Annotated in this window: 24 protein-coding genes; 14 read left to right on the top strand and 10 right to left on the bottom strand. The window is 71.1% G+C overall.

What is annotated here, in order from left to right:
• Position 1 precedes the first annotated feature (1 nt).
• On the top strand, positions 2 to 976 hold the full coding sequence (locus ACYBSK_RS31250; RefSeq protein WP_460244118.1) for a PadR family transcriptional regulator: 975 nt from the start codon (positions 2 to 4) through the stop codon (positions 974 to 976).
• Between the two features lie 352 nt (positions 977 to 1,328).
• On the opposite strand, the gene ACYBSK_RS31255 is transcribed toward ACYBSK_RS31250, so the two are convergent.
• The 4 genes from ACYBSK_RS31255 to ACYBSK_RS31270 all read right to left on the bottom strand — a co-directional run bounded on the left by ACYBSK_RS31255 (position 1,329) and on the right by ACYBSK_RS31270 (position 4,513).
• The gene (locus tag ACYBSK_RS31255) at positions 1,329 to 1,889 is read right to left on the bottom strand and encodes a Clp protease N-terminal domain-containing protein (RefSeq protein ID WP_460247136.1); all 561 of its coding nucleotides are present in this window, start codon (positions 1,887 to 1,889) and stop codon (positions 1,329 to 1,331) included.
• Between the two features lie 2 nt (positions 1,890 to 1,891).
• Entirely contained in the window at positions 1,892 to 2,101 is a 210-nt protein-coding gene (locus ACYBSK_RS31260; RefSeq protein ID WP_207827323.1) for a helix-turn-helix domain-containing protein, read from the bottom strand.
• A 107-nt stretch (positions 2,102 to 2,208) separates the two neighbouring features.
• Positions 2,209 to 3,171, bottom strand: coding sequence for a zinc-binding dehydrogenase (locus ACYBSK_RS31265; protein WP_460244119.1), 963 nt, complete (start codon positions 3,169 to 3,171; stop codon positions 2,209 to 2,211).
• Between the two features lie 127 nt (positions 3,172 to 3,298).
• Positions 3,299 to 4,513, bottom strand: coding sequence for an NAD(P)-dependent malic enzyme (locus ACYBSK_RS31270; protein WP_457480607.1), 1,215 nt, complete (start codon positions 4,511 to 4,513; stop codon positions 3,299 to 3,301).
• A 567-nt stretch (positions 4,514 to 5,080) separates the two neighbouring features.
• Between ACYBSK_RS31270 and ACYBSK_RS31275 the strand changes: the two genes are divergently transcribed.
• Genes ACYBSK_RS31275 through ACYBSK_RS31285 form a run of 3 tightly spaced genes read left to right on the top strand, consistent with a single transcriptional unit; the run spans position 5,081 to position 7,783 of the window.
• Positions 5,081 to 6,037 (top strand): ABC transporter substrate-binding protein, encoded by a 957-nt coding sequence (locus ACYBSK_RS31275; protein ID WP_460244120.1) that lies wholly within the window; start codon positions 5,081 to 5,083, stop codon positions 6,035 to 6,037.
• Positions 6,038 to 6,079: 42 nt separating this feature from the next.
• The gene (locus tag ACYBSK_RS31280) at positions 6,080 to 7,018 is read left to right on the top strand and encodes an amino acid ABC transporter permease (RefSeq protein WP_460244121.1); all 939 of its coding nucleotides are present in this window, start codon (positions 6,080 to 6,082) and stop codon (positions 7,016 to 7,018) included.
• Between the two features lie 3 nt (positions 7,019 to 7,021).
• Complete coding sequence (locus ACYBSK_RS31285) at positions 7,022 to 7,783, top strand: amino acid ABC transporter ATP-binding protein (protein ID WP_457480610.1); 762 nt, start codon at positions 7,022 to 7,024, stop codon at positions 7,781 to 7,783.
• 154 nt (positions 7,784 to 7,937) lie between these two features.
• Here the strand turns inward: ACYBSK_RS31285 and ACYBSK_RS31290 are convergent, their stop codons facing one another.
• The gene (locus tag ACYBSK_RS31290) at positions 7,938 to 8,708 is read right to left on the bottom strand and encodes a class I SAM-dependent methyltransferase (RefSeq protein ID WP_457480611.1); all 771 of its coding nucleotides are present in this window, start codon (positions 8,706 to 8,708) and stop codon (positions 7,938 to 7,940) included.
• Positions 8,709 to 8,792: 84 nt separating this feature from the next.
• Here ACYBSK_RS31290 and ACYBSK_RS31295 point away from each other — a divergent pair, with 84 nt between their 5' ends.
• On the top strand, positions 8,793 to 9,422 hold the full coding sequence (locus ACYBSK_RS31295) for a CGNR zinc finger domain-containing protein (RefSeq protein ID WP_457480612.1): 630 nt from the start codon (positions 8,793 to 8,795) through the stop codon (positions 9,420 to 9,422).
• On the opposite strand, the gene sodX is transcribed toward ACYBSK_RS31295, so the two are convergent.
• Positions 9,326 to 9,769, bottom strand: coding sequence for a nickel-type superoxide dismutase maturation protease (sodX, locus tag ACYBSK_RS31300; protein WP_457480613.1), 444 nt, complete (start codon positions 9,767 to 9,769; stop codon positions 9,326 to 9,328). The genes ACYBSK_RS31295 and sodX overlap by 97 nt on opposite strands.
• Before the next feature lie 201 nt (positions 9,770 to 9,970).
• On the opposite strand from sodX, the gene sodN reads away from it, so the two are divergent.
• The 3 genes from sodN to ACYBSK_RS31315 all read left to right on the top strand — a co-directional run bounded on the left by sodN (position 9,971) and on the right by ACYBSK_RS31315 (position 12,279).
• The gene (sodN, locus tag ACYBSK_RS31305; RefSeq protein WP_306323441.1) at positions 9,971 to 10,366 is read left to right on the top strand and encodes a superoxide dismutase, Ni; all 396 of its coding nucleotides are present in this window, start codon (positions 9,971 to 9,973) and stop codon (positions 10,364 to 10,366) included.
• Positions 10,367 to 10,521: 155 nt separating this feature from the next.
• Positions 10,522 to 11,346, top strand: coding sequence for an ATP-grasp domain-containing protein (locus ACYBSK_RS31310; protein ID WP_457480614.1), 825 nt, complete (start codon positions 10,522 to 10,524; stop codon positions 11,344 to 11,346).
• A 48-nt stretch (positions 11,347 to 11,394) separates the two neighbouring features.
• Positions 11,395 to 12,279: an NAD(P)-dependent oxidoreductase gene (locus ACYBSK_RS31315; RefSeq protein WP_460244122.1), complete on the top strand. Its 885-nt coding sequence runs from the start codon at positions 11,395 to 11,397 to the stop codon at positions 12,277 to 12,279.
• Positions 12,280 to 12,372: 93 nt separating this feature from the next.
• On the opposite strand, the gene ACYBSK_RS31320 is transcribed toward ACYBSK_RS31315, so the two are convergent.
• The 3 genes from ACYBSK_RS31320 to ACYBSK_RS31330 form a co-directional block, all read right to left on the bottom strand.
• On the bottom strand, positions 12,373 to 12,990 hold the full coding sequence (locus tag ACYBSK_RS31320) for a GNAT family N-acetyltransferase (protein WP_460244123.1): 618 nt from the start codon (positions 12,988 to 12,990) through the stop codon (positions 12,373 to 12,375).
• 293 nt (positions 12,991 to 13,283) lie between these two features.
• Positions 13,284 to 14,405 (bottom strand): family 2 encapsulin nanocompartment cargo protein polyprenyl transferase, encoded by a 1,122-nt coding sequence (locus ACYBSK_RS31325; protein ID WP_460244124.1) that lies wholly within the window; start codon positions 14,403 to 14,405, stop codon positions 13,284 to 13,286.
• Between the two features lie 112 nt (positions 14,406 to 14,517).
• Positions 14,518 to 15,924 carry a family 2B encapsulin nanocompartment shell protein gene (locus ACYBSK_RS31330; RefSeq protein WP_457480618.1) on the bottom strand — a complete coding sequence of 469 codons (1,407 nt, stop codon included), beginning with the start codon at positions 15,922 to 15,924 and terminating at the stop codon, positions 14,518 to 14,520.
• A 186-nt stretch (positions 15,925 to 16,110) separates the two neighbouring features.
• On the opposite strand from ACYBSK_RS31330, the gene ACYBSK_RS31335 reads away from it, so the two are divergent.
• The 3 genes from ACYBSK_RS31335 (at position 16,111) to ACYBSK_RS31345 (ending at position 18,045) form a co-directional block, all read left to right on the top strand.
• Positions 16,111 to 16,344 carry a hypothetical protein gene (locus tag ACYBSK_RS31335; protein WP_457481923.1) on the top strand — a complete coding sequence of 78 codons (234 nt, stop codon included), beginning with the start codon at positions 16,111 to 16,113 and terminating at the stop codon, positions 16,342 to 16,344.
• Positions 16,345 to 16,484: 140 nt separating this feature from the next.
• Entirely contained in the window at positions 16,485 to 17,075 is a 591-nt protein-coding gene (locus ACYBSK_RS31340) for an N-acetylmuramoyl-L-alanine amidase (RefSeq protein ID WP_460244125.1), read from the top strand.
• 46 nt (positions 17,076 to 17,121) lie between these two features.
• Entirely contained in the window at positions 17,122 to 18,045 is a 924-nt protein-coding gene (locus tag ACYBSK_RS31345; RefSeq protein ID WP_460244126.1) for a 1-aminocyclopropane-1-carboxylate deaminase/D-cysteine desulfhydrase, read from the top strand.
• Here the strand turns inward: ACYBSK_RS31345 and ACYBSK_RS31350 are convergent.
• Positions 18,024 to 19,622, bottom strand: a complete 1,599-nt coding sequence (locus ACYBSK_RS31350; protein WP_457480621.1) for a Na+/H+ antiporter — start codon at positions 19,620 to 19,622, stop codon at positions 18,024 to 18,026. The two genes, ACYBSK_RS31345 and ACYBSK_RS31350, sit on opposite strands and share 22 nt — an antisense overlap.
• 51 nt (positions 19,623 to 19,673) lie before the next feature.
• On the opposite strand from ACYBSK_RS31350, the gene ACYBSK_RS31355 reads away from it, so the two are divergent.
• The 3 genes from ACYBSK_RS31355 (at position 19,674) to ACYBSK_RS31365 (ending at position 21,644) form a co-directional block, all read left to right on the top strand.
• The gene (locus ACYBSK_RS31355) at positions 19,674 to 19,934 is read left to right on the top strand and encodes a UBP-type zinc finger domain-containing protein (protein WP_457480622.1); all 261 of its coding nucleotides are present in this window, start codon (positions 19,674 to 19,676) and stop codon (positions 19,932 to 19,934) included.
• Positions 19,935 to 20,199: 265 nt separating this feature from the next.
• Complete coding sequence (locus ACYBSK_RS31360) at positions 20,200 to 20,613, top strand: ATP-binding protein (protein ID WP_306323431.1); 414 nt, start codon at positions 20,200 to 20,202, stop codon at positions 20,611 to 20,613.
• Positions 20,610 to 21,644 (top strand): RNA polymerase sigma factor SigF, encoded by a 1,035-nt coding sequence (locus ACYBSK_RS31365; protein ID WP_457480623.1) that lies wholly within the window; start codon positions 20,610 to 20,612, stop codon positions 21,642 to 21,644. The genes ACYBSK_RS31360 and ACYBSK_RS31365 overlap by 4 nt, the downstream gene beginning before the upstream one ends.
• Positions 21,645 to 21,690: the final 46 nt, after the last annotated feature.

The raw sequence follows: 21,690 nt of genomic DNA on the forward strand, positions 1-21,690 counted from the left end.
CATGCCTCCCGTCTTCGCCCACGGCCGCCTGCGCCTGTACCTGCTGAAGCTCCTCGACGAGGCGCCGCGCCACGGGTACGAGGTCATCCGCCTGCTGGAAGAGCGCTTCCAGGGCCTGTACGCACCCTCGGCCGGCACGGTCTACCCGCGCCTGGCCAAGCTGGAGTCCGAGGGCCTCGTCACGCACACCACGGAGGGCGGCCGGAAGGTTTACGCGATCACCGATGCGGGCCGGGCCGAGCTGGCGGACCGCAGCGGCGAACTGGCCGACCTGGAGCTGGAGATCCGCGAGTCCGTCGCCGAGCTGGCGGCGGAGATCCGGGACGACGTGCGGGGCGCGGCGGGCGATCTGCGCCGCGAGGTGCGGGCGGCCGCGTCGCAGAACCGGGCGGGCGCCTCCGACTTCACGGACTTCACGGACAAGGAGGCGTGGCGCACCACCAAGGAGGAGGTGCGGCGCGCCAAGCAGGAGTGGAAGGAGCAGGCGCGGCGCGCGAAGGACGAGAGCCGTCGCGCCCGCGAGGAGGCCCAGCGGGCACGGCGGCAGGCCAAGGAGACGCAGGACCAGGTGCGGGCGCAGGCCGCGGAGGACTTCCAGCGGATGGCGCGGCGCGTCCAGGACCAGGTGCAGGACCACTTCACGCGGGGCGACTGGCCGACCGGGGTGCGGGAGGGGTTGACCGAACTGGCGAAGGAGTTCGGCGAGTTCGGCAAGTCCTGGGGGAAGCCGGCGGAGCCCCAGTACCGGCCGCCGTCCGACGAGGTGCCGGTCGACTACGTGCCGTCGTGGGCGTCGGAGGACGCCACGGGTGACCCGGCGCGTGACCTGGACCGGCTCCTGGACCGGTTCCGTGACGACATCCGCGACTCGGCCCGCGACGGGGGCGTCACGGACGCGCAACTCCGGTCGATCCGCACCCACTTGACGGAGGCCGCCACCCACATCGCGTCCACGCTCCGCTCCCCGAAGGGATAACGGGGGCGCCCACCCGTGCCACACACCCCGGGGCTCCGCCCCGGACCCCGCTCCTCAAACGCCGGAGGGGCTGGAAATGCACGGCGGCGGACGGGCGGAAATCTCGCCGCCTTGGGCAATCCGCCGCCCCACCCCGCCCCGCCTTGCGCAATCCGCCACCCCACCCCGCCCCGCCTTGAGCAATGCGCCACCCCACCCCACCCCGCCTTGGGCAATCTGCCGCCAAGGGCGGCAGGGTGGGCAAGGCGGCACCCCGGTGCGGGCAGCACCTTCGGGCGGCCCCCACCCCGGCGCGGCACCGGGACCCCCGGCACCGCACCCGCACCCCACACAGGGCCCCGCACAGGGACCCTCACCCGGCCGCCGCCTCACCGCCCCCGTACAGCACCCGCTCCAACCCCTCCACCCGCACCCCGTGCTCCGCCAGCACCTCCGCCCCGACCCCCGGCCGGGAGGCAATCGCCAGGAGGAGGTGTTCGTCACCGATCACCCGGTCACGATGCGCGAGCGCGATCCGCAGGGACGACTCCAGCACCCCCTTCGCCTCACGCGTGAGCGTCCGCCGCCGCCCACCGACCCGCCGCCCACCGGTCAACGCCCCCTCGCCGTGCGCCTCCTCGACGCGCGCGACGATCTCCTCGACGTCGACCCCGAGCCCCGCCAGCGCCTCCGCGTCGGCCCGCGAAAGGCCCGCCCTGCGCCGGGCGAGCGCAAGGGCCCGCCCCATCGACGTACGCCGCTCCTGCGTACCCGCCCCCAGCGCACCGAGCGCGAACGAGCCGCGCGTCCCGGTGCCGTCGAGGAGCGCGAGCAGCATGTGGCCCTCGTCGACGCTCTCCGCCCGCTCCCGCTCGGCGTGCGCGAAGGCCCCCTTCACCACGTCCCGCGCACCCTTGCTGAACCGCTCGAACACCGTCATCGCCTCCCGTACTTCTTGTGCACGGCCTGCCGGCTGACTCCCAGTTCGGCCGCGATCTCCTGCCACGACCAGCCCTGATTGCGCGCACTGCGCACCTGTACCGCTTCCAGCTGCTCAAGGAGCCGCCGCAGCGCGGCGACCGCTCGCAGCCCGACCCGCGGATCGCGGGCCCCCGCCTGCTCGGCGAGATCCGTTGCCTCGGTCATGGTGTCAATGTAGGTTGACGCGGCTCTCATCGTCAACCCCGGTTGACAACCGGGGCAGAAAAAAGGGGCGCCCGGCCCATCGCCGCAACGCCCCTCCCCTCACCGGCTCAGACTGTCAGTACGACCTTCCCGAACAAGTCGCCCCCGGCCATCTTCTGGAACCCTTCCCGCGCCCTGTCCAGCGGCAGCACCTCGTCGATCACCGGCCGGACCCCCGTGGCGGCGCAGAAGGACAGCAGGTCCTCCAGCTCGTCCTTGGAGCCCATCGTGGAGCCGACGACCTTGAGTTCGAGGAAGAAGATCCGGTTCAGCTCCGCCGCGGGCGGGTTCGGCCCGCTCGTCGCGCCCGAGATGACCAGCGTCCCGCCCGGCCTGAGCGACTTCACGGAGTGCGACCAGGTCGCGGCGCCCACGGTCTCGATCACCGCGTCGACGCGCTCCGGCAGCCGCGCCCCCGTCTCCACGGCCTCGACCGCCCCCAGCTCCAGCGCCCGCTTCCGCTTCGCCTCGTCACGGCTGGTCGCGAAGACCCGCAGGCCCGCCGCCCTGCCGAGCACGATCGCGGCCGTCGCGACCCCGCCGCCCGCGCCCTGCACGAGGACCGAGTCACCGGGACGTACCCCGGCGTTGGTGAAGAGCATCCGGTACGCGGTGAGCCAGGCGGTCGGCAGGCAGGCCGCCTCCTCGAAGGAGAGCTCCTTCGGCTTGCGCAGCACGTTCCACTCGGGCACGGTGACCTGCTCGGCGAAGGTGCCCTGGTACTTCTCGGTGAGGATGGAGCGCTTCTCGCGCGGCCCGACCCCGTATCCGCTCTGGCCGATCACGGAGTGCAGGACGACCTCGTTGCCCTCGCTGTCGATCCCGGCGGCGTCGCAGCCGAGGATCATCGGCAGGGACTCCTCCCCCAGGCCGACCCCGCGCAGGGACCACAGGTCGTGGTGGTTGAGGGAGGCGGCCTTGACGTTCACGGTGGTCCAGCCGGGCCGGTTCCCGGGGGCGGGCCGCTCCCCCAACTCCAGGCCGTTCAGCGGCTGATCACGATCGATGCGGGCAGCGTAGGCGGCGAACATGACCTTGACGATAGGCGCCGTGCCCAGCGCGCGGAACCACCGCCGCCTGTGACACACGTCCCGTAGCCACGGACACGGAAAAGGCCCCGCCGAACGGCGGGGCCTCGACCGAAAAACGCGCCCGGTGTCAGCGGCGCGCCACGCCCTCGGCACGGGCGGCGGCGGCCACCGCCGCCGTCACGGCCGGCGCCACGCGCTCGTCGAACGGCGACGGGATCACGTACTCGGCGGACAGCTCGTCCCCGACCACCGCGGCCAGCGCCTCGGCCGCCGCGATCTTCATCGTCTCCGTGATCCGGGAGGCCCGGACCTGGAGCGCACCGGCGAAGATGCCGGGGAACGCGAGCACGTTGTTGATCTGGTTCGGGAAGTCCGAACGGCCGGTCGCCACGACGGCCGCGTACTTGTGCGCGACGTCGGGGTGCACCTCGGGGGTCGGGTTGGCCATCGCGAACACGAAGGCACCCTTCGCCATGGAGGCGACCGCGGGCTCGGGGACCGTACCGCCGGAGACGCCGATGTAGACGTCGGCGCCCGCGAGGGCGTCCTCCAGCGAACCGGACAGGCCCGCCTTGTTGGTGATCTCCGCGAGCTCGCGCTTGACCGGCGTGAGGTCCTCGCGGTCCCGGCTGACGATGCCCTTGCGGTCGGTGACCGCGACGTCGCCGAGACCCGCCTCCAGGAGGAACTTCGCGATCGCGACACCCGCGGCGCCGGCGCCGGAGATCACGCCGCGCAGCTCACCGAGCGTGCGCCCGCTGAGCCGGGCCGCGTTCTTCAGCGCGGCCAGCGTGACGACGGCGGTGCCGTGCTGGTCGTCGTGGAAGACCGGGATGTCGAGGCGCTCCTGGAGCTTCTTCTCGATCTCGAAGCAGCGCGGGGCCGAGATGTCCTCGAGGTTCACGCCGCCGAAGGACGGGGCGAGGCGCACGACGGTGTCGACGATCTCGTCGACGTCGTTCGTCGAGAGCGCGAGCGGCACGGCGTCCACGCCACCGAACTGCTTGAAGAGAATGGCCTTGCCCTCCATCACCGGGAGGGAGGCCTCGGGACCGATGTCACCGAGTCCGAGGACGGCCGAGCCGTCCGTCACGACGGCCACGACGCTCGACTTCCACGTGTAGTCGTGGACGAGCTCCGGCTGCTCGGCGATCGCGCTGCACACCTTCGCGACGCCGGGCGTGTACGCCAGGGACAGGTCGTCCTTGTCGCGGACCGGCACGGTGGCCTGCACGGCCATCTTGCCGCCACGGTGCAGCGCGAAGGCCGGATCGAAGGGCTCGTCGGAGCCCTCGTTGCCGGTACTCGCGTCGCTGCGAGGGTTGACGATCTCCGCTGCCACTTTTCTGACCCCTTAAGTCATGTGTTGCACAGGTTGAGGGTGGATCCGTCCCTGATTGAGGAACGGGCGGGCACCGTGTGCGCGCCGGACGACCCTGTTGCGGGCAGGCCCATGGGCACGTACACGACGGGCGCGCCGCACGCGCGCCCTGAGCCCCGGATGAGGGGTGTAAGGATCCTTCTTACCTGACGGACCGTGCCGGGCACGAGCCCACCCGTGATCGATCACGCCTCGGTGACATGACTCATAGCCGAATATCTGGACAAGTCCGCAGGTCGGCCGCCCAAAGCCCTGGAAGTCCGACCGAATGGTGAGACAGCGGGCGCGGCACAGGAGATCCTCCGGCCGTCGCGCGCCGGATCCGCAGAAGATGTGGCCTCCATGCACCGTGATGCGCGCGGATGTTGGCCGTCTTGAGTCACCTGTTATCCGATTTTGACATGGCTGACCCCCTGAACAGCCGAGTCCGAATGGCAAGATGCCTCATCACACGAGGTCGCGACACCCGAAGGCGCGTGCCAAGGCGACCAGCTCGGCAACTCCCACTCCCGGCCGGAGGAACCAACCATGACCGCAAGCACCACTCAGCGCACGACCGCGAAGTCCGCGAAGTCCCGGATAGCCGCGGTCGGCGCGATCGCGGTCGCCGGCGCTCTGCTGCTGACCGGCTGCGGTGACCAGACGAAGTCCGACGAGAGCACCAAGAGCTCGGACTCGGCGCCGCTCGCCGACAAGCTCCCCAAGGAGATCCGCGACAAGGGCGTCATCCGGGTCGGCTCGGACATCGCGTACGCGCCCGTCGAGTTCAAGGACAAGTCCGGCAAGGCGATCGGTATCGACCCCGACCTCGCCAAGGCGATGGGCAAGCAGCTCGGCGTGAAGTTCGAGTTCCAGAACGGCACGTTCGACACCCTGATCACGGGCCTGAAGTCGAACCGCTACGACATCGCCATGTCGGCCATGACCGACACCAAGGACCGTCAGGACGGTGTCGACTCCGACACCGGCAAGAAGGTCGGCGAGGGCGTCGACTTCGTCGACTACTTCAACGCGGGCGTCTCGATCTACACCCCGAAGGGCAAGACCCAGTCCATCGAGACCTGGGACGACCTCTGCGGCAAGAAGATCGTCGTGCAGCGCGGCACGGTCTCCCACGACCTCGCCAAGTCGCAGGCCAAGAAGTGCCCGTCCGGCAAGAAGCTCGGCATCCAGTCCTTCGACGACGACCAGCAGGCCCAGACCCGCCTGCGCTCCGGCGGCGCGGACGCCGGCTCCTCCGACTTCCCGGTCGCCGCGTACGCGGTGAAGACCTCCGGCGGCGGCAAGGACTTCGAGATCGTCGGCGACCAGGTCGAGGCCGCCCCGTACGGCATCGCCGTCTCCAAGGACCAGAAGGAACTGCGCGACGCCCTCAAGGCCGCGCTGGACGCGATCATCAAGAACGGCGAGTACGACAAGGTCATCGCCAAGTGGGGCGTCGAGGCGGGCGCCGTGAAGTCCGCCGTTGTCAACGGCGGCAAGTGACGGCACGAACCGTCCATGTGAAGTCGTTGAAAGGCAAGATCCGTGTCAGTTGACATAGAGAAGACGGGCGGCGGCCCCGAGGACACGCCGCCGCCCGCGGCCTCGCCGGAGGCCATCAGGGCGATCCCCGTCCGGCACTACGGGCGCTACATCGCGACGGTCGTGGCCCTCGCGCTCCTCGGCTCGATCGTCTACGCGTTCGGCCAGGGCAAGATCCAGTGGGGCACGGTCCCCGAGTACTTCTTCGACGACCGCATCCTCACGGGCGTCGGCAAGACCCTGCTCCTGACCATCCTGTCGATGCTCATCGGCGTGGTCGGCGGCATCACCCTCGCCGTGATGCGCCTGTCGAAGAACCCGGTGACCAGCTCGATCGCCTGGTTCTACATCTGGTTCTTCCGCGGCACCCCGGTCCTGGTCCAGCTGTTCATCTGGTTCAACCTGGGCCTGGTCTTCGAGTACATCAACCTCGGGCCGATCTACAAGGACTACTGGTCGTCCTTCATGACGCCGCTGCTCACGGCCCTCCTCGGCCTGGGCCTCAACGAGGCGGCGTACATGGCGGAGATCTGCCGCGCGGGCCTCATGTCCGTCGACGAGGGCCAGACCGAGGCGTCCCACGCGCTCGGCATGAGCCACTCCAAGACGCTGCGCCGCATCGTGATCCCGCAGGCGATGCGGGTCATCGTGCCGCCGACCGGCAACGAGTTCATCAACATGCTGAAGACCACCTCGCTCGTCGCGGCGGTCCAGTTCAACGAACTCTTCCGCTACGCCCAGGACATCGGCCAGCAGTCCGGCGCGCCGGTGGAGATGTACTTCACCGCGGCGGCCTGGTACCTGGTCATGACCTCGATCCTGAGCGTCGGCCAGTACTACATCGAGCGCTACTACGCGCGGGGCACGTCGCGGCAGCTGCCGAACACACCGTGGCAGAAGGTGAAGGCCAACATGCTTTCGCTGTCCGCTTGGAGGCGATGACCTGTGAACGCGATGGTCAAGGCCGAGGGCGTGCACAAGTCCTTCGGCAACGTCGAAGTCCTCAAGGGCATCGACCTGGAGGTCAAGCAGGGCGAGGTCTTCTGCCTCATCGGCCCGTCGGGGTCGGGCAAGTCGACGTTCCTGCGCTGCATCAACCACCTGGAGAAGATCAACGCCGGCCGGCTCTACGTCGACGGGCACCTGGTCGGCTACCGGCAGCAGGGCGACAAGCTGTACGAACTGCGGGACCGGGAGGTCTCGTTGCAGCGCCGCGACATCGGCATGGTGTTCCAGCGCTTCAACCTCTTCCCGCACATGACGGCCCTCGAGAACGTCATGGAGGCGCCGGTCCAGGTCAAGAAGCAGTCGAAGTCCGAGGCCCGCGCGAAGGCGCAGGAGCTGCTCGACCGCGTCGGCCTCGCCGACAAGGCCGGCAACTACCCTTCGCAGCTCTCCGGCGGCCAGCAGCAGCGCGTCGCGATCGCCCGCGCGCTCGCGATGGAACCGAAGCTGATGCTCTTCGACGAGCCGACGTCCGCGCTCGACCCCGAGCTGGTCGGCGAGGTCCTCGACGTCATGCGCGACCTCGCCGAGTCCGGCATGACGATGGTCGTCGTCACCCACGAGATGGGCTTCGCCCGCGAGGTGGGCGACAGCCTGGTCTTCATGGACGACGGCGTGGTCGTCGAATCCGGCGACCCCCGCGAGGTCCTCACCAACCCCCGACAGGAACGCACCCAGTCGTTCCTGTCGAAGGTGCTGTAGAGCCGGGCGTTAGAGCCCAACAGTGCACCAATCAAGCCCCTGCGGCGATTGAGCAGCGGGGTCCGGGGCAGCGCCCCACATCAAGCCCCTGCGGCGATTGAGCAGCGGGGTCCGGGGCAGCGCCCCGCGACCGCAACGCCCTCGCCGCGGGGGCTCACTTCACGCCCAGCACCATCGCATCGGACGGCGACGCCCACACGACCCTCGCCTCCCCGAACCCACCCGCGCGGAGCGCCTCCGCATGCCAGGCCGCCGACGGCGTGTCCCCGTCCGCATGCTCCCCGTAGATCTCGAACCGCTCGGCCGTCGGCCCGGCCAGCACCGGATCCGCCGCGGCGAGCTCCCACCACTGCGCCCAGTCCACCGCCCCACCGGCCTTGGCGGAGCCCATCCGCGCATGCCGCAGCTCCCGCTCCGCCGCATTGATCCGCGGCGTCGTCTGGTCGATCATGTGGTCCGCGTTCATGAAGACGCCGCCGTCGCGGACGAGCCCGGCGACCTGACCGTAGAGCGTCGCGAGGGGTTCGGAGTGCAGCCAGTGCAGGGCGGTGGCGGTGAGCACCGCGTCGTACGTGTCGTGCGGCAGCGCCCCGGTCCACCCCGGATCCTTGAGGTCGGCGGTCACGAACGCGACCCGCTCGTCCCCCTCGAACGTCCCCCGCGCGATGGCGAGCAGCGCCGGATCGAGGTCGACACCGACACTGGTGGCCCCGGGGAACCGCTTCAGCAGCCGGTCCGTGATGCTCCCCGTGCCGCACGCGAGATCGAGCACCCGCGGCTCGGGCCCGGCGAACGCCTCCACCATGTCGAGCATGACCCGGAACCGCTCCTCGCGGTCCGGCATGAAGTACTCCTGCTGCCGGTCCCAGCTCTCCTGCCAGGCCCGCCAGTCGGTGGTACGAGTGTTGGCGACGGTCTCGGACATGCAGCCTCCCGTAATACCCTTAACCCGGAAGCGAGTATTACCCTCGCTTCAGACGACGATAGAGCGCCCCGGTAAGGACTACAAGTGGAACTGGCCTATTACTCGGACTACGCCGTGCGCCTCGTCAACACCGAGGAGCCGGAGCGCAGCAAGGACTCCCTGACCTCCGTGGAGGCGGTGCGCGAGCTCTTCGGCGCCAACAAGGAGGCGGCCCGCCGCGCCACGGAGGCGGACCTGACCCGCTTCAGAGGCGTACGGGGGCGGCTGCGCGCGGTGTTCGACGCGGCCGACGGCGGCGACGAGGAACTCGCGGTGAACCTGCTGAACTCGCTGCTCCTGGAGTTCCCGGTGAGCCCGCAGATCTCCGGCCACAACCACCGCGACGACGACGGCCGCCCGCTGTGGCACCTGCACCTGGCGGACCACCCGTCCAACGCGACGGCGGGCTACGCCGCGATCGCCGCGATGGGCCTCGCCTTCCACCTCACCGAGTACGGCGTGGACCGCCTCGGCCTGTGCGAGGCGACGCCCTGCCGCAACGCCTACCTCGACACGTCCACCAACCGCTCGCGCCGCTACTGCTCGGACCGCTGCGCGACCCGCGCCAACGTCGCCGCCTACCGCGCCCGCAAGCGCTTGGAGGCCGACCGGTCCGACAGCACGGGGCGCACCGCCGAGAGGACCCACGACAGCACGGCCGACACCGAGCGCTGACCCTCCCCCTCGGCCCACGGCCTGCGGCGCCGCAGCCTGCCGCGCACCTTCGCGAGCACCAGCTCGTCCGGCACCACGCCGTACACGGTGCTGTCGCCGCCGGCGCCCGGGTTGTCGCCGAGCACCCACCAGCCGCCCTCGCGCCGCTCGGCGACCCGCTTCACCACCAGCAGGTCCTGCTGGAAGGGGTGGCGCAGGACGACCACGTCACCGGCCCGCACGCGCGCGCCGTGCTGCACCAGCATCCAGTCACCGGGGTACAGCGTCGGAACCATGGACGGCCCCTCCACCTCAATGATCTGAAACGGCACCTTCGCCTCGCGCATCTCCTCGACCGCCTCGGGCATCAGAAAACCTCCCCGGTTCCCACCGCTGCTTCCGCCGGCCCGCAGGCCCGGTGCCCTTCACGGTCCCATCCTCCACCAGACGCACGGGTCCCGGTCCCACCCAGGACTTTTGTCCTAAGCCGCCGGGGGCACCCGAGAAAAGCCGTTGCTCACGGAGTAATGTCGCACCCGAGAAGACGATCACGAGGAAGGAACAGCTACATGCTTTCCCGCCTGTTCGCCCCCAAGGTGAAGGCCAGCGCTCACTGCGACCTCCCCTGCGGCGTGTACGACCCGGCCCAGGCCCGCATCGAGGCCGAGTCGGTCAAGGCCGTCCAGGAGAAGATGGCCGGCAACGACGACCCGCAGTTCCAGACGCGTGCCATCGGCATCAAGGAGCAGCGCGCCGAGCTCGCCAAGCACCACGTCTCGGTGCTGTGGAGCGACTACTTCAAGCCGCCGCACTTCGAGAAGTACCCGGAGCTGCACCAGCTGGTCAACGACACCCTGAAGGCCCTCTCGGCCGCCAAGGGCTCGTCGGACCCGGCCACGGGCCAGAAGGCTCTGGACTACATCGCCCAGATCGACAAGATCTTCTGGGAGACCAAGAAGGCCTGACCCTGGCCGCGTTCACTTCAGCGACCGGCGGGCGGTGCACCCCCGCAGGTCCGTGAACTTCCCGAAGGGGCCCGTCCGAGCCAACGCGCTCGGCCGGGCCCCTTCGGCGCACCAGCCCCGCCCGGCCCCTCGGCACCACCTCCGGAGTCCCCGCCTTGTCTCCGCGCCCCCGCGTCCTCTACGTCACCGATCTCGCGTATCCCGCCAAGGGCCGCCGCTACTGCGACGAGGACATCCACCTCACGTCCCGGCTGCGCTCGGCCTTCGACCTCGCCCTGTGCCACCCCTTGGACGCGGCCGCGCTGATGGACGGCTTCGACGCCGTCGTGGTCCGCAACAGCGGTCCGGTGCTCGGCTACCAGGAGGCGTACGACGCGTTCCGCGCGCGGGCCCTCGAACGCGGCGCGAACGTCTACAACCCGCTGACCGGGCGCGCCGACATGGCCGGCAAGCAGTACCTGGTGGACCTGACCGCGGCCGGTCACCCGGTCATCCCCACGGTCGACCGGGCCGCCGACCTGGACCGGCTGCCGGAGGCCGACGCGTACGTGGCGAAGCCGAAGCTGGGCGCGGACTCGGTGGGCCTGCGCTTCGTATCGGCCGCCGACCTGCCCGGACTCCCCTACGCGGACGGCGGCCTGCTGGTGCAGCCGCGCGTCGACTTCGCCTACGAGGTCTCCTTCTACTTCGTCGACGACCGGCTGATGTACGCCCTGTACGCGCCCGATCCCGCGCGCCGCTGGGAGCTGCGCCCGTACGAACCGACGCCCGCGGACCGCGCGTTCGCCCGCTCCTTCATCGAGTGGAACACGTTGCCGCACGGCATCCAGCGCGTCGACGCCTGCCGCGCCCCGGACGGCGGGCTGCTCCTCGTGGAGCTGGAGGACCTCAACCCGTACCTCTCGCTCGACCTGCTGGACGAGGCGACACGGGACGCGTTCGTGACCGCGATGGAGGCGTCGATCCGGGCTAGCGTCTGAGGGCGGGACCACTCGCACGGAGGAAGCACCCACCCAGGGAGTTCGCTCATGACCAGCACCGCACCGTCCGCCGCCCGCCCCGTCGTCGCCGTGCTCGGCACCGGGACGATGGGCGCGCCCATGGCCCGCAATCTGGCCCGCGCCGGGTTCACGGTCCGGGCCTGGAACCGGACCCGCGCGAAGGCCGAACCGCTGGCCGCCGACGGGGTGGCGGTCGCCGACAGCGCGGCCGACGCGGTCCGGGACGCCGACGTCGTCCTGACCGTCCTGACCGACGGGCCCCGCACCCTGGAGGTGATCCAGGAGGCCACCGTGAAGCCCGGCACCGTGTGGGTGCAGTCCGGGACCGTCGGCGAGGGCATCGACGAGCTCGCCGAGTACGCGGCCCGCGCCGGACTCCTCCTCGTCGACGCGCCCGTCCAGGGCACCCGGCAGCCCGCCGAACAGGGCAAGCTGATCGTGCTCGCGGCGGGCCCGGAGACCGTCCGGGAGACGGTCCAGCCGCTCTTCGACGCGGTCGGCTCCCGCACGGTGTGGGTCGGCGACGGCACGCCGGGTACCGCCAGCCGCCTCAAGCTCGCCCTCAACTCCTGGGTGATCGCGCTGACCACGGGCGTCGGCGAGGCGCTCGCCCTGGCGCAGGGGCTCGGTGTGGACCCCGGCGACGTGGTGGACGTGGTCACCGGCGGGCCGCTGGACAACGCCTACTTCCAGAACAAGTCCGCCGCCATCCGCGAAGCCGACTACACCCCGAGCTTCTCGGTGGACAACGCGGCCAAGGACGCGGGCCTGGTACTCGCCGCGGCCGAACGCGCGGGCATCCGCATGGACGCGGTGGCGGCGAGCCGCGAACGCTTCCGCCGCGCGTCCGAGCAGGGGCACGGGGCGCAGGACATGGCAGCGACCTACTTCGCGAGCTTCACGGACGACTGACACCTTCCGGGCCCCCGCCCGGCCCGCACCTACCTCACACGCCTGCGGCGTCGACCGGCCCACGTCTCGGGGCTCCGCCCCGAACCCCGCTGCTCAATCGCCGCAGGGGCTCGATCCGGCGTTCGGCTCACGCCACATGGGCCACATCGTCGGTCCGTCCGGCAGCTCGATCGCGTTTCCGGTGAGGACGAAGCCGAGGCGCTCGTACAGCGCCCGGCCGCGTGCGCTGCTGGCCTCCAGGTAGGCCGGAAGCCCCTCCCGGTCGCAGCGGTCGAGGACCGGCGCCATCAGCGCGGTGCCGAGCCCCTGGCCCTGCCGCTCGGGCGTGACGCCGATCATCCACAGGTAGGCGTGCGCCCGGCCCACGGGGTGCGCCTGCGAGGTCCACCGGGCGATCTGCTCCACCCGGACGTTGTCGGGGTCGACCGCCGCCCGCACCTGCGCGGGCATGTCCTGCCCGCCCTCGTCCGCCGGTCCGTCCGGCATGTCCACCCACAGCGCGACGGCCGAACCGTCCTCGGTCAGGTCGACGTACCCTTCGGCGAACGTCGCGTCCGTGAACACTCCCATCAGCCCGGCGTGCCGCTCCCGCCGCCGCTCCTCGTCGGGGAACACCCAGCCGCTGACCGGGTCGTCCATGAACGCCGCGTCGAGCAGCCGCACCACGTCGTCGCGATCCGCTTCCCCGGCCCGCCGTATCCCCACACCCATCGCCAACCCCTCACCAACTCAGCCGCCCAGCAAACTAGTTGGCACCCTATTCGACCACCCCACCCCCACGACCAGCCCACCCCACCCCCTCCGGTGGACGCCGCCCCGCCTTGGGCAATCTGCCGCCAAGGGCGGCAGGGTGGGCAAGGCGGCCCCCGGTGCGGCGCACATCCGGCGACGGCCTCAGCCCCGCTCCAGCGCCCCCGCCGCACGGCGGAGCACGCACACTCGGCGCTGCCCGCGGCACCCCCGGCGGGGCACCGCAACCGATCACGGCCCCCCGCCGACAGGCCTCAGTAGCCGCGACGCGTGACGAATTCCGCCAGGGACAGCAGACCGTCCGCCGCCTCCGGCACCGGCACCGCCTGCGACAGGCGGTCCACCGCACGGGACATGTGGTCCGCGGCCTGCGCCTGCGCCCAGTCCCGCCCACCGGCCCGCTCCACGGCCAACGCGATCCTCTCCAGTTCCGCCACTCCTTCCTTCTCCGGCCCCGGCGCCCCGTACAGCGCCGCGAGCTCCCGCGCCGCTGCCCCGCCGGAGGCGAGCGCCGCGACCACGGGCAGGGACTTCTTGCGCACGGCGAGGTCGGCGCAGGCCGGTTTGCCGGTGCGGGCCGGGTCGCCCCAGATGCCGATCACGTCGTCGATCAGCTGGAACGCGAGCCCGGCACAGCGCCCGAACGCGTCGAGCGCCTCGACCTCCTCCTCGCCGGCCCCCGCGTACAGCCCGCCCAGCGCGCACGCGCAGCCGAGCAGCGCCCCGGTCTTGGCCTCCGCCATGGCGAGCGTCTCCGGCAGGGTCACCTGCGCGGGGTCCCGCGCCTCCAGGGCGACGTCCGCGGCCTGGCCCTCGCACAACTCCACGACGCACGCCGCGAGCCGGGCGACCGCGGCCGGTCCCGCGGGGTGGTCGTCCGCGGCGAGCAGACGCTGCGCCTGGGCCTGCAAGGCGTCACCCGCGAGGATCGCGTCGGCGTCCCCGAACACCGTCCACGCGGTGGGGCGGTGCCTGCGGGTGGTGTCCCGGTCCAGCACGTCGTCGTGCAACAGGGTGAAGTTGTGGGTCAGTTCCACGGCCGCCGCCGCCCGCACCGCCCGCTCGGGCCGCCCACCGAGGGCCCGCGCCGCCGCGAGGACGAGGGCCGGCCGTACGGCCTTGCCCGCGTTCCCCGTGGCCGGTGTGCCGTCGGCGTGCTCCCAGCCGAAGTGGTAGCGGGCGACGCGGCGTATGGATCCGGGCAGCGCCTCGACGACCCGTCGCAGCTCGGGGTCGACCGCGGCCCTGGCCTGCGCCAGGATCTCCGAGGCCTCCTGCGCCTCGTGGCCCTCCCCCGCACCTCCTGTCCGACCACCGGTCGCCGCGGCCGACTCGGCCGGCTGTGCTGCCACTCGCGTCTCCGTCGTCTGCGTCATGGACTCACCCCGGAGAGGGTGCGGACGGTGGCGGTTCCGCTACTGGTGGGCGCGTACCCCCTGGGTGTACCCGCCCCGCACGGCGGGGACACCACGGGCCGGGCGCGGCCGGTCACCGCCACCGGCCGACCTCGACGTTCTCCAGCACACCGAGCGCGTCGGGCACCAGCACCGCCGCCGAGTAGTACGTCGACACCAGGTAGGAGATGATCGCCTGCTCGCTGATGCCCATGAACCGCACGGACAGGCTCGGCTCGATCTCGTCCGGGATGCCGGACTGCCGCAGCCCGATGACGCCCTGGTCCTCCTCTCCGGTACGCATGCAGATGATGGACGTGGTCCGCGCCTCGGTGACCGGGATCTTGTTGCAGGGGTAGATCGGAACACCGCGCCAGGTCGGGATCCTGTTCCCGCCGACGTCGATGCTCTCGGGTACCAGTCCCCGCTTGTTGAGCTCGCGGCCGAACGCGGAGATCGCCTTCGGGTGCGCGAGGAACAGCTTGGAGCCGCGCCGCCTGCTGAGCAGCTCGTCCATGTCGTCGGGGCTCGGCGCGCCGTCGTGCGGCTGGAGGCGCTGCTCGTACTCGCAGTTGCTGAGCAGGCCGAACTCCCGGTTGTTGATCAGCTCGTGCTCCTGGCGCTCCTTCAACGCCTCGACGGTGAGCCGGAGCTGGTGCTCCGTCTGGTTCATGGGCTGGTTGTAGAGGTCGGCCACGCGCGTGTGGATGCGCAGCACGGTCTGGGCGACGCTCAGTTCGTACTCGCGGGGAGCGGCCTCGTAGTCGACGAAGGTGCCGGGCAGCACCGCCTCGCCGACGTGACCGGCCGAGAGGTCGATCTCCTTCTCCCCATAGGTGTTGGACCGCTGCTCCGGGAGAGACCGCAGCCGCTGGAGGTGGTCGCGCAGTGAATCGGCGCGCTCGGCGACCTGCTCGAAGTCGCTGCGCGGCAGCGTGAGCACGGTGCACGCGGTGGCCGCCTTCGCCGTGAACTCCCAGATGGTGTCCGGGTCGACCAGCGCCTGCTCGCCGAAGTGCGCCCCGTCGGCGAGCACTCCGAGCACCGCGTCGTCCCCGTACGGCCCCGTGCCGATCTTCTCGACGCGGCCGTGGGCGAGCAGGAACACCTCGTCGGCCTGGCTGCCGAACGAGGCGATCACCTCACCCGCGGCGTACTCGCGCTGGGTGCAGCGCTGGGCCAGCTCGCCGAGGACCTGCTCGTCCTCGAAGCCCCGCAGCACGGGCAGTTCCCCCAATTCGGCGGGGATGACCCGGACGTCGTCGCCCGTCTTCACGAACGTGATGCGTCCGTCGCCCACCGAGTAGCTCAGCCGCCGGTTGACCCGGTACGTGCCGCCCTGCACATCCACCCAGGGCAGGGTCCGCAGCAGCCAGCGGGAGCTGATCTCCTGCATCTGCGGCGCGGACTTGGTCGTCGTGGCCAGGTTCCGCGCCGCGGACGTGCCCAGACTCTTCTGCGGTCCGGGGGTCTGCTCGCGGACCTCTTCGCCTACCGACATGTGCTATGCCCTCCCGATCATGAACTGACCTGCACGGACAAGCCTTCATCACGGAGCGCTGTCGCACCATTACACAAATGAGCGGGAATGGATTTCCGATCGACGGGGCATAGGTGGCCACCCGGAACTCGAAGATCCCGACGCGCGTTGGTCAGGAAACGGTAAAGAACGAGAAGGGTGATCACCATGGCGGGCTTCATGGACCGGGCCAAGGAGCAGGCGCAGCGCGGCCTGACGCAGGGCAAGCAGAAGCTGGACGAGGTGCAGGCGCAGCGCGCGGGCGGCGATCTGCTCAAGCGACTGGGCGCGGCGTACTACGCGGAGCGCAAGGGCACCGGCAGCCCGCAGGCCACGCAGCAGGCGCTCCAGGCACTCGAGTCGCACATCGCGGCGAACGGGGACGGCGTCCTGCGCAGCTGAACCGAGCGAGCCGGCCGCCGAGGCCGCGAACTATGTGCACTTTGTGCGAACGGCTGGTCGCTGCACGGTGGTTCCGGTACAAGCGAACCGTACGAGACGGTGCGCACTCGGCGGCCGTCGCTCCCGCGAAGGAGGCGGCCGTGGCCCCACCCATGTCCGCAAGCAGTTTCATCGACGCACTCAAGGACGAGGGTCTGACGGTGGTCGAAGTCGGCGAATGGCGGAGTCACAACCGCAATCACGTCGGCGACTGGGGCCCGGTGAACGGAGTGATGATCCACCACACCGTCACGTCGGGCAGCGAGAACACGGTCCGTATCTGCCGCAAGGGCCATCCGAACCTGCCGGGGCCGCTGTGCCACGGGGTCATCACCAAGGACGGTCACGTCCATCTGGTCGGCTACGGGCGGGCGAACCACGCGGGGCTCGGCGACGACGACGTGCTGCGCGCGGTGATCGCGGAGAAGGCGCTGCCGCACGACAACGAGGCGAACACGGACGGCAACAGCCGTTTCTACGGCTTCGAGTGCGAGAACCTCGGCGACGGCGAGGACCCGTGGCCGGCCGTTCAGCTGGAGGCCATCGAGAGAGCGGCGGCCGCGATCTGCCGTCATCACGGTTGGACGGAGCGCTCGGTCATCGGCCACCTGGAGTGGCAGCCGGGGAAGATCGATCCGAAGGGCTTCACGATGGCGTCGATGCGCAAGCGCATCGGGGACCGGCTCAAGTAGCGCCCCGCGGGGGCGGGCATCCGGCCGTGTGTCCGACAATGGCCGGGTGCCCCGCCCCCTCGGCGCCGATCTGCGCCCTCACCTCCCCTCGCCTCTCGTGGAGGTCGACGACGAGCGCTTCGCGCGCCACGGCGTACGTCTGCTGCTCAAGCGGGACGACCTGATCCACCGGGATCTCATCGGCAACAAGTGGCGCAAACTCGCCCCCAATCTGGCGGCGGCGGGGGGCCGCACGCTCGTCACCTTCGGGGGCGCCTACTCGAACCACCTGCGGGCCACGGCGGCGGCGGGCCGCCTCCTGGGCCTGGCCACCATCGGTGTCGTCCGCGGCCAGGAGCTGGCCGACCGCCCCCTGAACCCGTCGCTGTCCCGCTGCGTGGCCGACGGGATGCGCCTGCACTTCGTCGACAGGTCGACGTATCGCCGCAAAGCCGAGCCGGAGGTGCTGGCCGCCGTTCTCGCGGCGGCCGGCGCCGGGGACGCGTACGTGGTCCCGGAGGGCGGCAGCAACGCGCGCGCCGTGCAGGGCTGCACGGAGCTGGGGCGGGAGCTGCGGGGCCGGGCGGACGTCGTCGCGCTCGCCTGCGGCACGGGCGGCACCCTCGCGGGAGCCGCGGCGGGCCTGGGCCCCGAGCAGCGCGCCCTGGGTGTGGCCGTCCTCAAGGGCGGCTTCCTCCCGGGCGAGGTCCGGGCGCTGCAGGAGGCGGCGTTCGGCGGACCGCGGGGCGCCTGGCGGGTGGAGGACCGCTTCCATTTCGGCGGCTACGCGCGCGTGCCCGCGGAACTCGCCGCGTTCGCCGAGGACTTCGAGGCCCGGCACGGCGTTCCCGTCGAGCGCCTGTATGTCGCCAAGACCCTGTACGCCCTCGCCGCTCTGGCCGAAGAGGGCGCCTTCGCGCGCGGGACGACCGTCGCGGCGGTGGTCACGGGCGCCCCCTTCGACGACGCTCAGCCGTCGACCTCCCGGTAGGCGGCGGCCTCCTCCAGGTCCAGCTTGCGCAGCAGCGTCCGCAGCATCTCGTCGTCGATGCGCCGCTCGTCGCGCATCCGCACGAAGACCTCCCGCTCGGCCGCGATCGCCTCCCGCGCGAGCCGGCGGTACGTGTCGTCGGCGGACTCCCCGGTCACCGGGTTCGCCTGGCCGAGCCGCTCCCACACCGAGTTGCGGCGGCGCTCCAGAACGGTGCGCAGACGGTCCTGGAGCGGCGTGGGAAGGCAGTTGCGCTCGTCCTGCATCAACGCGTCCACCCGCTCCTCCGCGGCCGTCGAGGCGACGTTCTGCGCCTGCGCCTCGGCGAGCGTCTCCGCCTGGGTGTCCCGGCCGGGCAGCTTCAGCCACTTGATCAGCGGCGGCAGCGTGAGCCCCTGGACGACGAGCGTCCCGATGACCGTCGTGAAGGTCAGGAAGAGCACCAGGTTGCGCCCGGGGAACGGGTCCCCGCTCTCGGTGACCAGCGGGATGGAGAACGCGATGGCCAGCGACACCACGCCGCGCATGCCGGCCCAGCTCACGATCAGCGGCCGTTTCCAGTCGGTGTCGCTCTCCCGCGCGCGGATCCGCGACGACAGCCACAGCGGCAGATAGGTGGCGGGATACGACCACACGAACCGGACCACGACCACGAAGACGAACACGCCGACCGCGTACCAGACGGCCTGCGCCACGCTGTACTCGCCGAGCCCTTCGAGGACGAAGCGCAGCTGGAGACCGATGAGGGCGAAGACCGAGGACTCCAGGATGAACGCGACGACCTTCCACACCGCCGCCTCCTGGAGCCGTGTCTCGAAGTCGACCTGCCAGGAGCGGTGCCCGAGGTAGAGCGCCACGGTCACGACGGCGAGCACTCCGGAGGCGCCGACCTGCTCCGCGACCGCGTACGCGACGAAGGGGATGAGCAGGGAGAGCGTGTTCTGGAGCAGCGCTTCCTTGAGGTGCGTGCGCAACCAGTGCAGCGGCACCATCAGGAGCAGCCCCACGCCGACGCCGCCGACGGCCGCCACCAGGAACTCCCAGAGCCCGCCCGCCCAGCTGGCCCCCTCGCCCACCGCCGCGGCGAGCGCCACCTTGTAGGCGGTGATCGCGGTCGCGTCGTTCACGAGGGACTCGCCCTGGAGGATCGTGGTGAGCCGCGAGGGCAGCCCCACGCGCCGGGCGATGGCCGTGGCGGCCACGGCGTCCGGCGGCGCGATCACCGCGCCGAGGACGAGCGCCGCGGTCAGCGGCAGGTCCGGGATCAGCTCGTAGGCGAGCCAGCCCACCGCGAGCGTGGCGAACAGGACGTACCCCACGGAGAGGAGCGCGACGGGTCTGATGTTCGCTCTGAGGTCGAGGTAGGAGCTCTCCAGGGCGGCCGTGTGCAGCAGCGGGGGCAGGATCAGCGGCAGCACGACGTGCGGGTCCAGCACGTACTGCGGAACCCACGGCACGTAGGACGCCATGAGTCCGATCGCGACAAGGAGGAGCGGCGCCGGAACCGGCGTCCTGCGGGCAGCTCCCGCCACCGCCGCGCTCGCCGCCACCAGACCCACCAGGGGCAATACGTCCATGACCCGCCTTCCACCGCACCACTTCGCGACACCCGTCGTAACCTGGCCATCATGAACGAGTGCTCGCACGTCGCCGCACTGCCGCACCCCGAGCCCGCTCCTCTGAGCGAGACCTGCTTGGAGTGCCTGGCCGTCGGCAGTCACCCTGTGCAACTGCGGCTCTGTCTGGTCTGCGGCCATGTGGGGTGCTGCGACTCGTCCCCGTACAAGCACGCGACGGCCCATCACGCGGAGACCGGCCATCCCGTGATGCGCACCTTCGAGCCTGGTGAGAGCTGGCGTTGGTGCTTTGTCGACGCCATTCTGGTCTGACGCGGCGGATCCCCCGGCCCGTCGGGGTTCGATCCACTGGCGCCTGGGTACGTCAACCCGGCGCCCGCTCTTTCCAATTGGGCCCGCACACCCTCTAGCCACTGTCCGTACCCGTAGGCTTACTATGAGTGACAGCAATGGGCCGGGGGTCCCCGGGACAGGAAAGTCGGGCGCGCGGTAGCGTCACCGCAGATATAAGTGGCGCATCACCCGGGGGACGACGCCTCCGGAGCCCGAAAGTGCTTGTACCACCTTGGAGGTGAGGGTGTCCCAGATCGCAGGCGACCCCGGAAATCAGGACTTCGTGGAGGTCCGACTCCCGGCTGCGGGTGCCTACCTGTCGGTGCTGCGTACGGCGACGGCCGGTCTCGCGGCGCGTTTGGACTTCACCCTCGACGAGATCGAGGACCTGCGCATCGCTGTCGACGAGGCCTGCGCGATCCTGCTCCAGCAGGCGGTCGCGGGCTCCGTGCTCAGCTGTGTGTTCCGGCTGGTCGACGACTCCTTGGAGGTGACGGTCTCCGCGCCCACGACCGACGGTCGGGCCCCGGAGCGCGACACCTTCGCGTGGACGGTCCTTTCGGCCCTCGCGGGCCAGGTCGACTCCGCGGTGGCCGAGGACAAGACCGTCTCCATCAGCCTTTACAAGAAGCGCGGCGCGGGCCCCGGCCCGACGTGAGGAACGGGGAAGGTCCGGTGCGGGACGACAAGCGCGGCACACGGGATCTCCCGGCCGACGACGCGAGCGGGATGCAGCGGCCGACCACCGGCATCCCCGAGCAGCAGGCCCGGCCGCACCCGCAGGACGCGGCGGACCCGGCGGCAGGCGCGGCGCAGCAGGCAGCGCCGACCCCGGGGGCCGTACTTCGCGGGGGCTCAGGGGGATCAAACGCGCGACGGGCGGGATTGATGAGCGACCACGAGCGACACGGTGAGCGGCACGGCCGACACGATCCGACGGACCGCAGCGGCGCGCGGGCCATGTTCATCGAGCTGCGCGCCCTGAAGGACGGCAGCCCGGAGTACGCGGAGCTGCGCAATCAGCTCGTCCGCATGCACCTGCCGCTGGTCGAGCACCTGGCGCGCCGCTTCCGCAACCGCGGCGAGCCCCTCGACGACCTCACGCAGGTCGCGACGATCGGCCTGATCAAGTCGGTGGACCGGTTCGACCCGGAGCGCGGCGTGGAGTTCTCCACGTACGCGACGCCGACCGTCGTCGGTGAGATCAAGCGGCACTTCCGCGACAAGGGCTGGGCGGTGCGCGTGCCGCGCCGTCTCCAAGAGCTGCGCCTGGCCCTGACGACGGCGACCGCGGAGCTGTCCCAGCTGCACGGCCGCTCCCCCACGGTGCACGAGCTGGCCGAGAAGCTGGCCATCTCCGAGGAGGAGGTCCTTGAGGGCCTGGAGTCGGCCAACGCGTACTCCACGCTGTCCCTGGACGTCCCGGACACCGACGACGAGTCCCCCGCGGTGGCGGACACGCTGGGAGCCGAGGACGAGGCGCTGGAGGGCGTCGAGTACCGCGAGTCCCTCAAGCCGCTCCTGGAGGACCTGCCGCCGCGCGAGAAGCGGATCCTGCTGCTGCGGTTCTTCGGGAACATGACGCAGTCGCAGATCGCCCAGGAGGTCGGCATCTCCCAGATGCACGTCTCCCGCCTGCTGGCCCGCACGCTGGCACAGCTCCGGGACAGGCTCCTCGTCGAGGAGTGACCCCGACCGGCACACGAAGAAGGCGCCCGACGCGCGGCACGCGTCG

The sequence above is a fragment of the Streptomyces sp. BYX5S genome (genome assembly GCF_054724165.1).

Bases quoted from the DNA above. Each gene is read 5' to 3' on its own strand.
- ACYBSK_RS31250 (WP_460244118.1), top strand. From the start codon at position 2: ATGCCTCCCGTCTTCGCCCACGGCCGCCTGCGCCTGTACCTGCTGAAG.
- ACYBSK_RS31260 (WP_207827323.1), bottom strand. From the start codon at position 2,101: ATGACCGAGGCAACGGATCTCGCCGAGCAGGCGGGGGCCCGCGATCCG.
- ACYBSK_RS31265 (WP_460244119.1), bottom strand. From the start codon at position 3,171: ATGTTCGCCGCCTACGCTGCCCGCATCGATCGTGATCAGCCGCTGAAC.
- ACYBSK_RS31275 (WP_460244120.1), top strand. From the start codon at position 5,081: ATGACCGCAAGCACCACTCAGCGCACGACCGCGAAGTCCGCGAAGTCC.
- ACYBSK_RS31290 (WP_457480611.1), bottom strand. From the start codon at position 8,708: ATGTCCGAGACCGTCGCCAACACTCGTACCACCGACTGGCGGGCCTGG.
- sodX (WP_457480613.1), bottom strand. From the start codon at position 9,769: ATGCCCGAGGCGGTCGAGGAGATGCGCGAGGCGAAGGTGCCGTTTCAG.
- sodN (WP_306323441.1), top strand. From the start codon at position 9,971: ATGCTTTCCCGCCTGTTCGCCCCCAAGGTGAAGGCCAGCGCTCACTGC.
- ACYBSK_RS31315 (WP_460244122.1), top strand. From the start codon at position 11,395: ATGACCAGCACCGCACCGTCCGCCGCCCGCCCCGTCGTCGCCGTGCTC.
- ACYBSK_RS31320 (WP_460244123.1), bottom strand. From the start codon at position 12,990: ATGGGTGTGGGGATACGGCGGGCCGGGGAAGCGGATCGCGACGACGTG.
- ACYBSK_RS31325 (WP_460244124.1), bottom strand. From the start codon at position 14,405: ATGACGCAGACGACGGAGACGCGAGTGGCAGCACAGCCGGCCGAGTCG.
- ACYBSK_RS31330 (WP_457480618.1), bottom strand. From the start codon at position 15,924: ATGTCGGTAGGCGAAGAGGTCCGCGAGCAGACCCCCGGACCGCAGAAG.
- ACYBSK_RS31335 (WP_457481923.1), top strand. From the start codon at position 16,111: ATGGCGGGCTTCATGGACCGGGCCAAGGAGCAGGCGCAGCGCGGCCTG.
- ACYBSK_RS31350 (WP_457480621.1), bottom strand. From the start codon at position 19,622: ATGGACGTATTGCCCCTGGTGGGTCTGGTGGCGGCGAGCGCGGCGGTG.
- ACYBSK_RS31355 (WP_457480622.1), top strand. From the start codon at position 19,674: ATGAACGAGTGCTCGCACGTCGCCGCACTGCCGCACCCCGAGCCCGCT.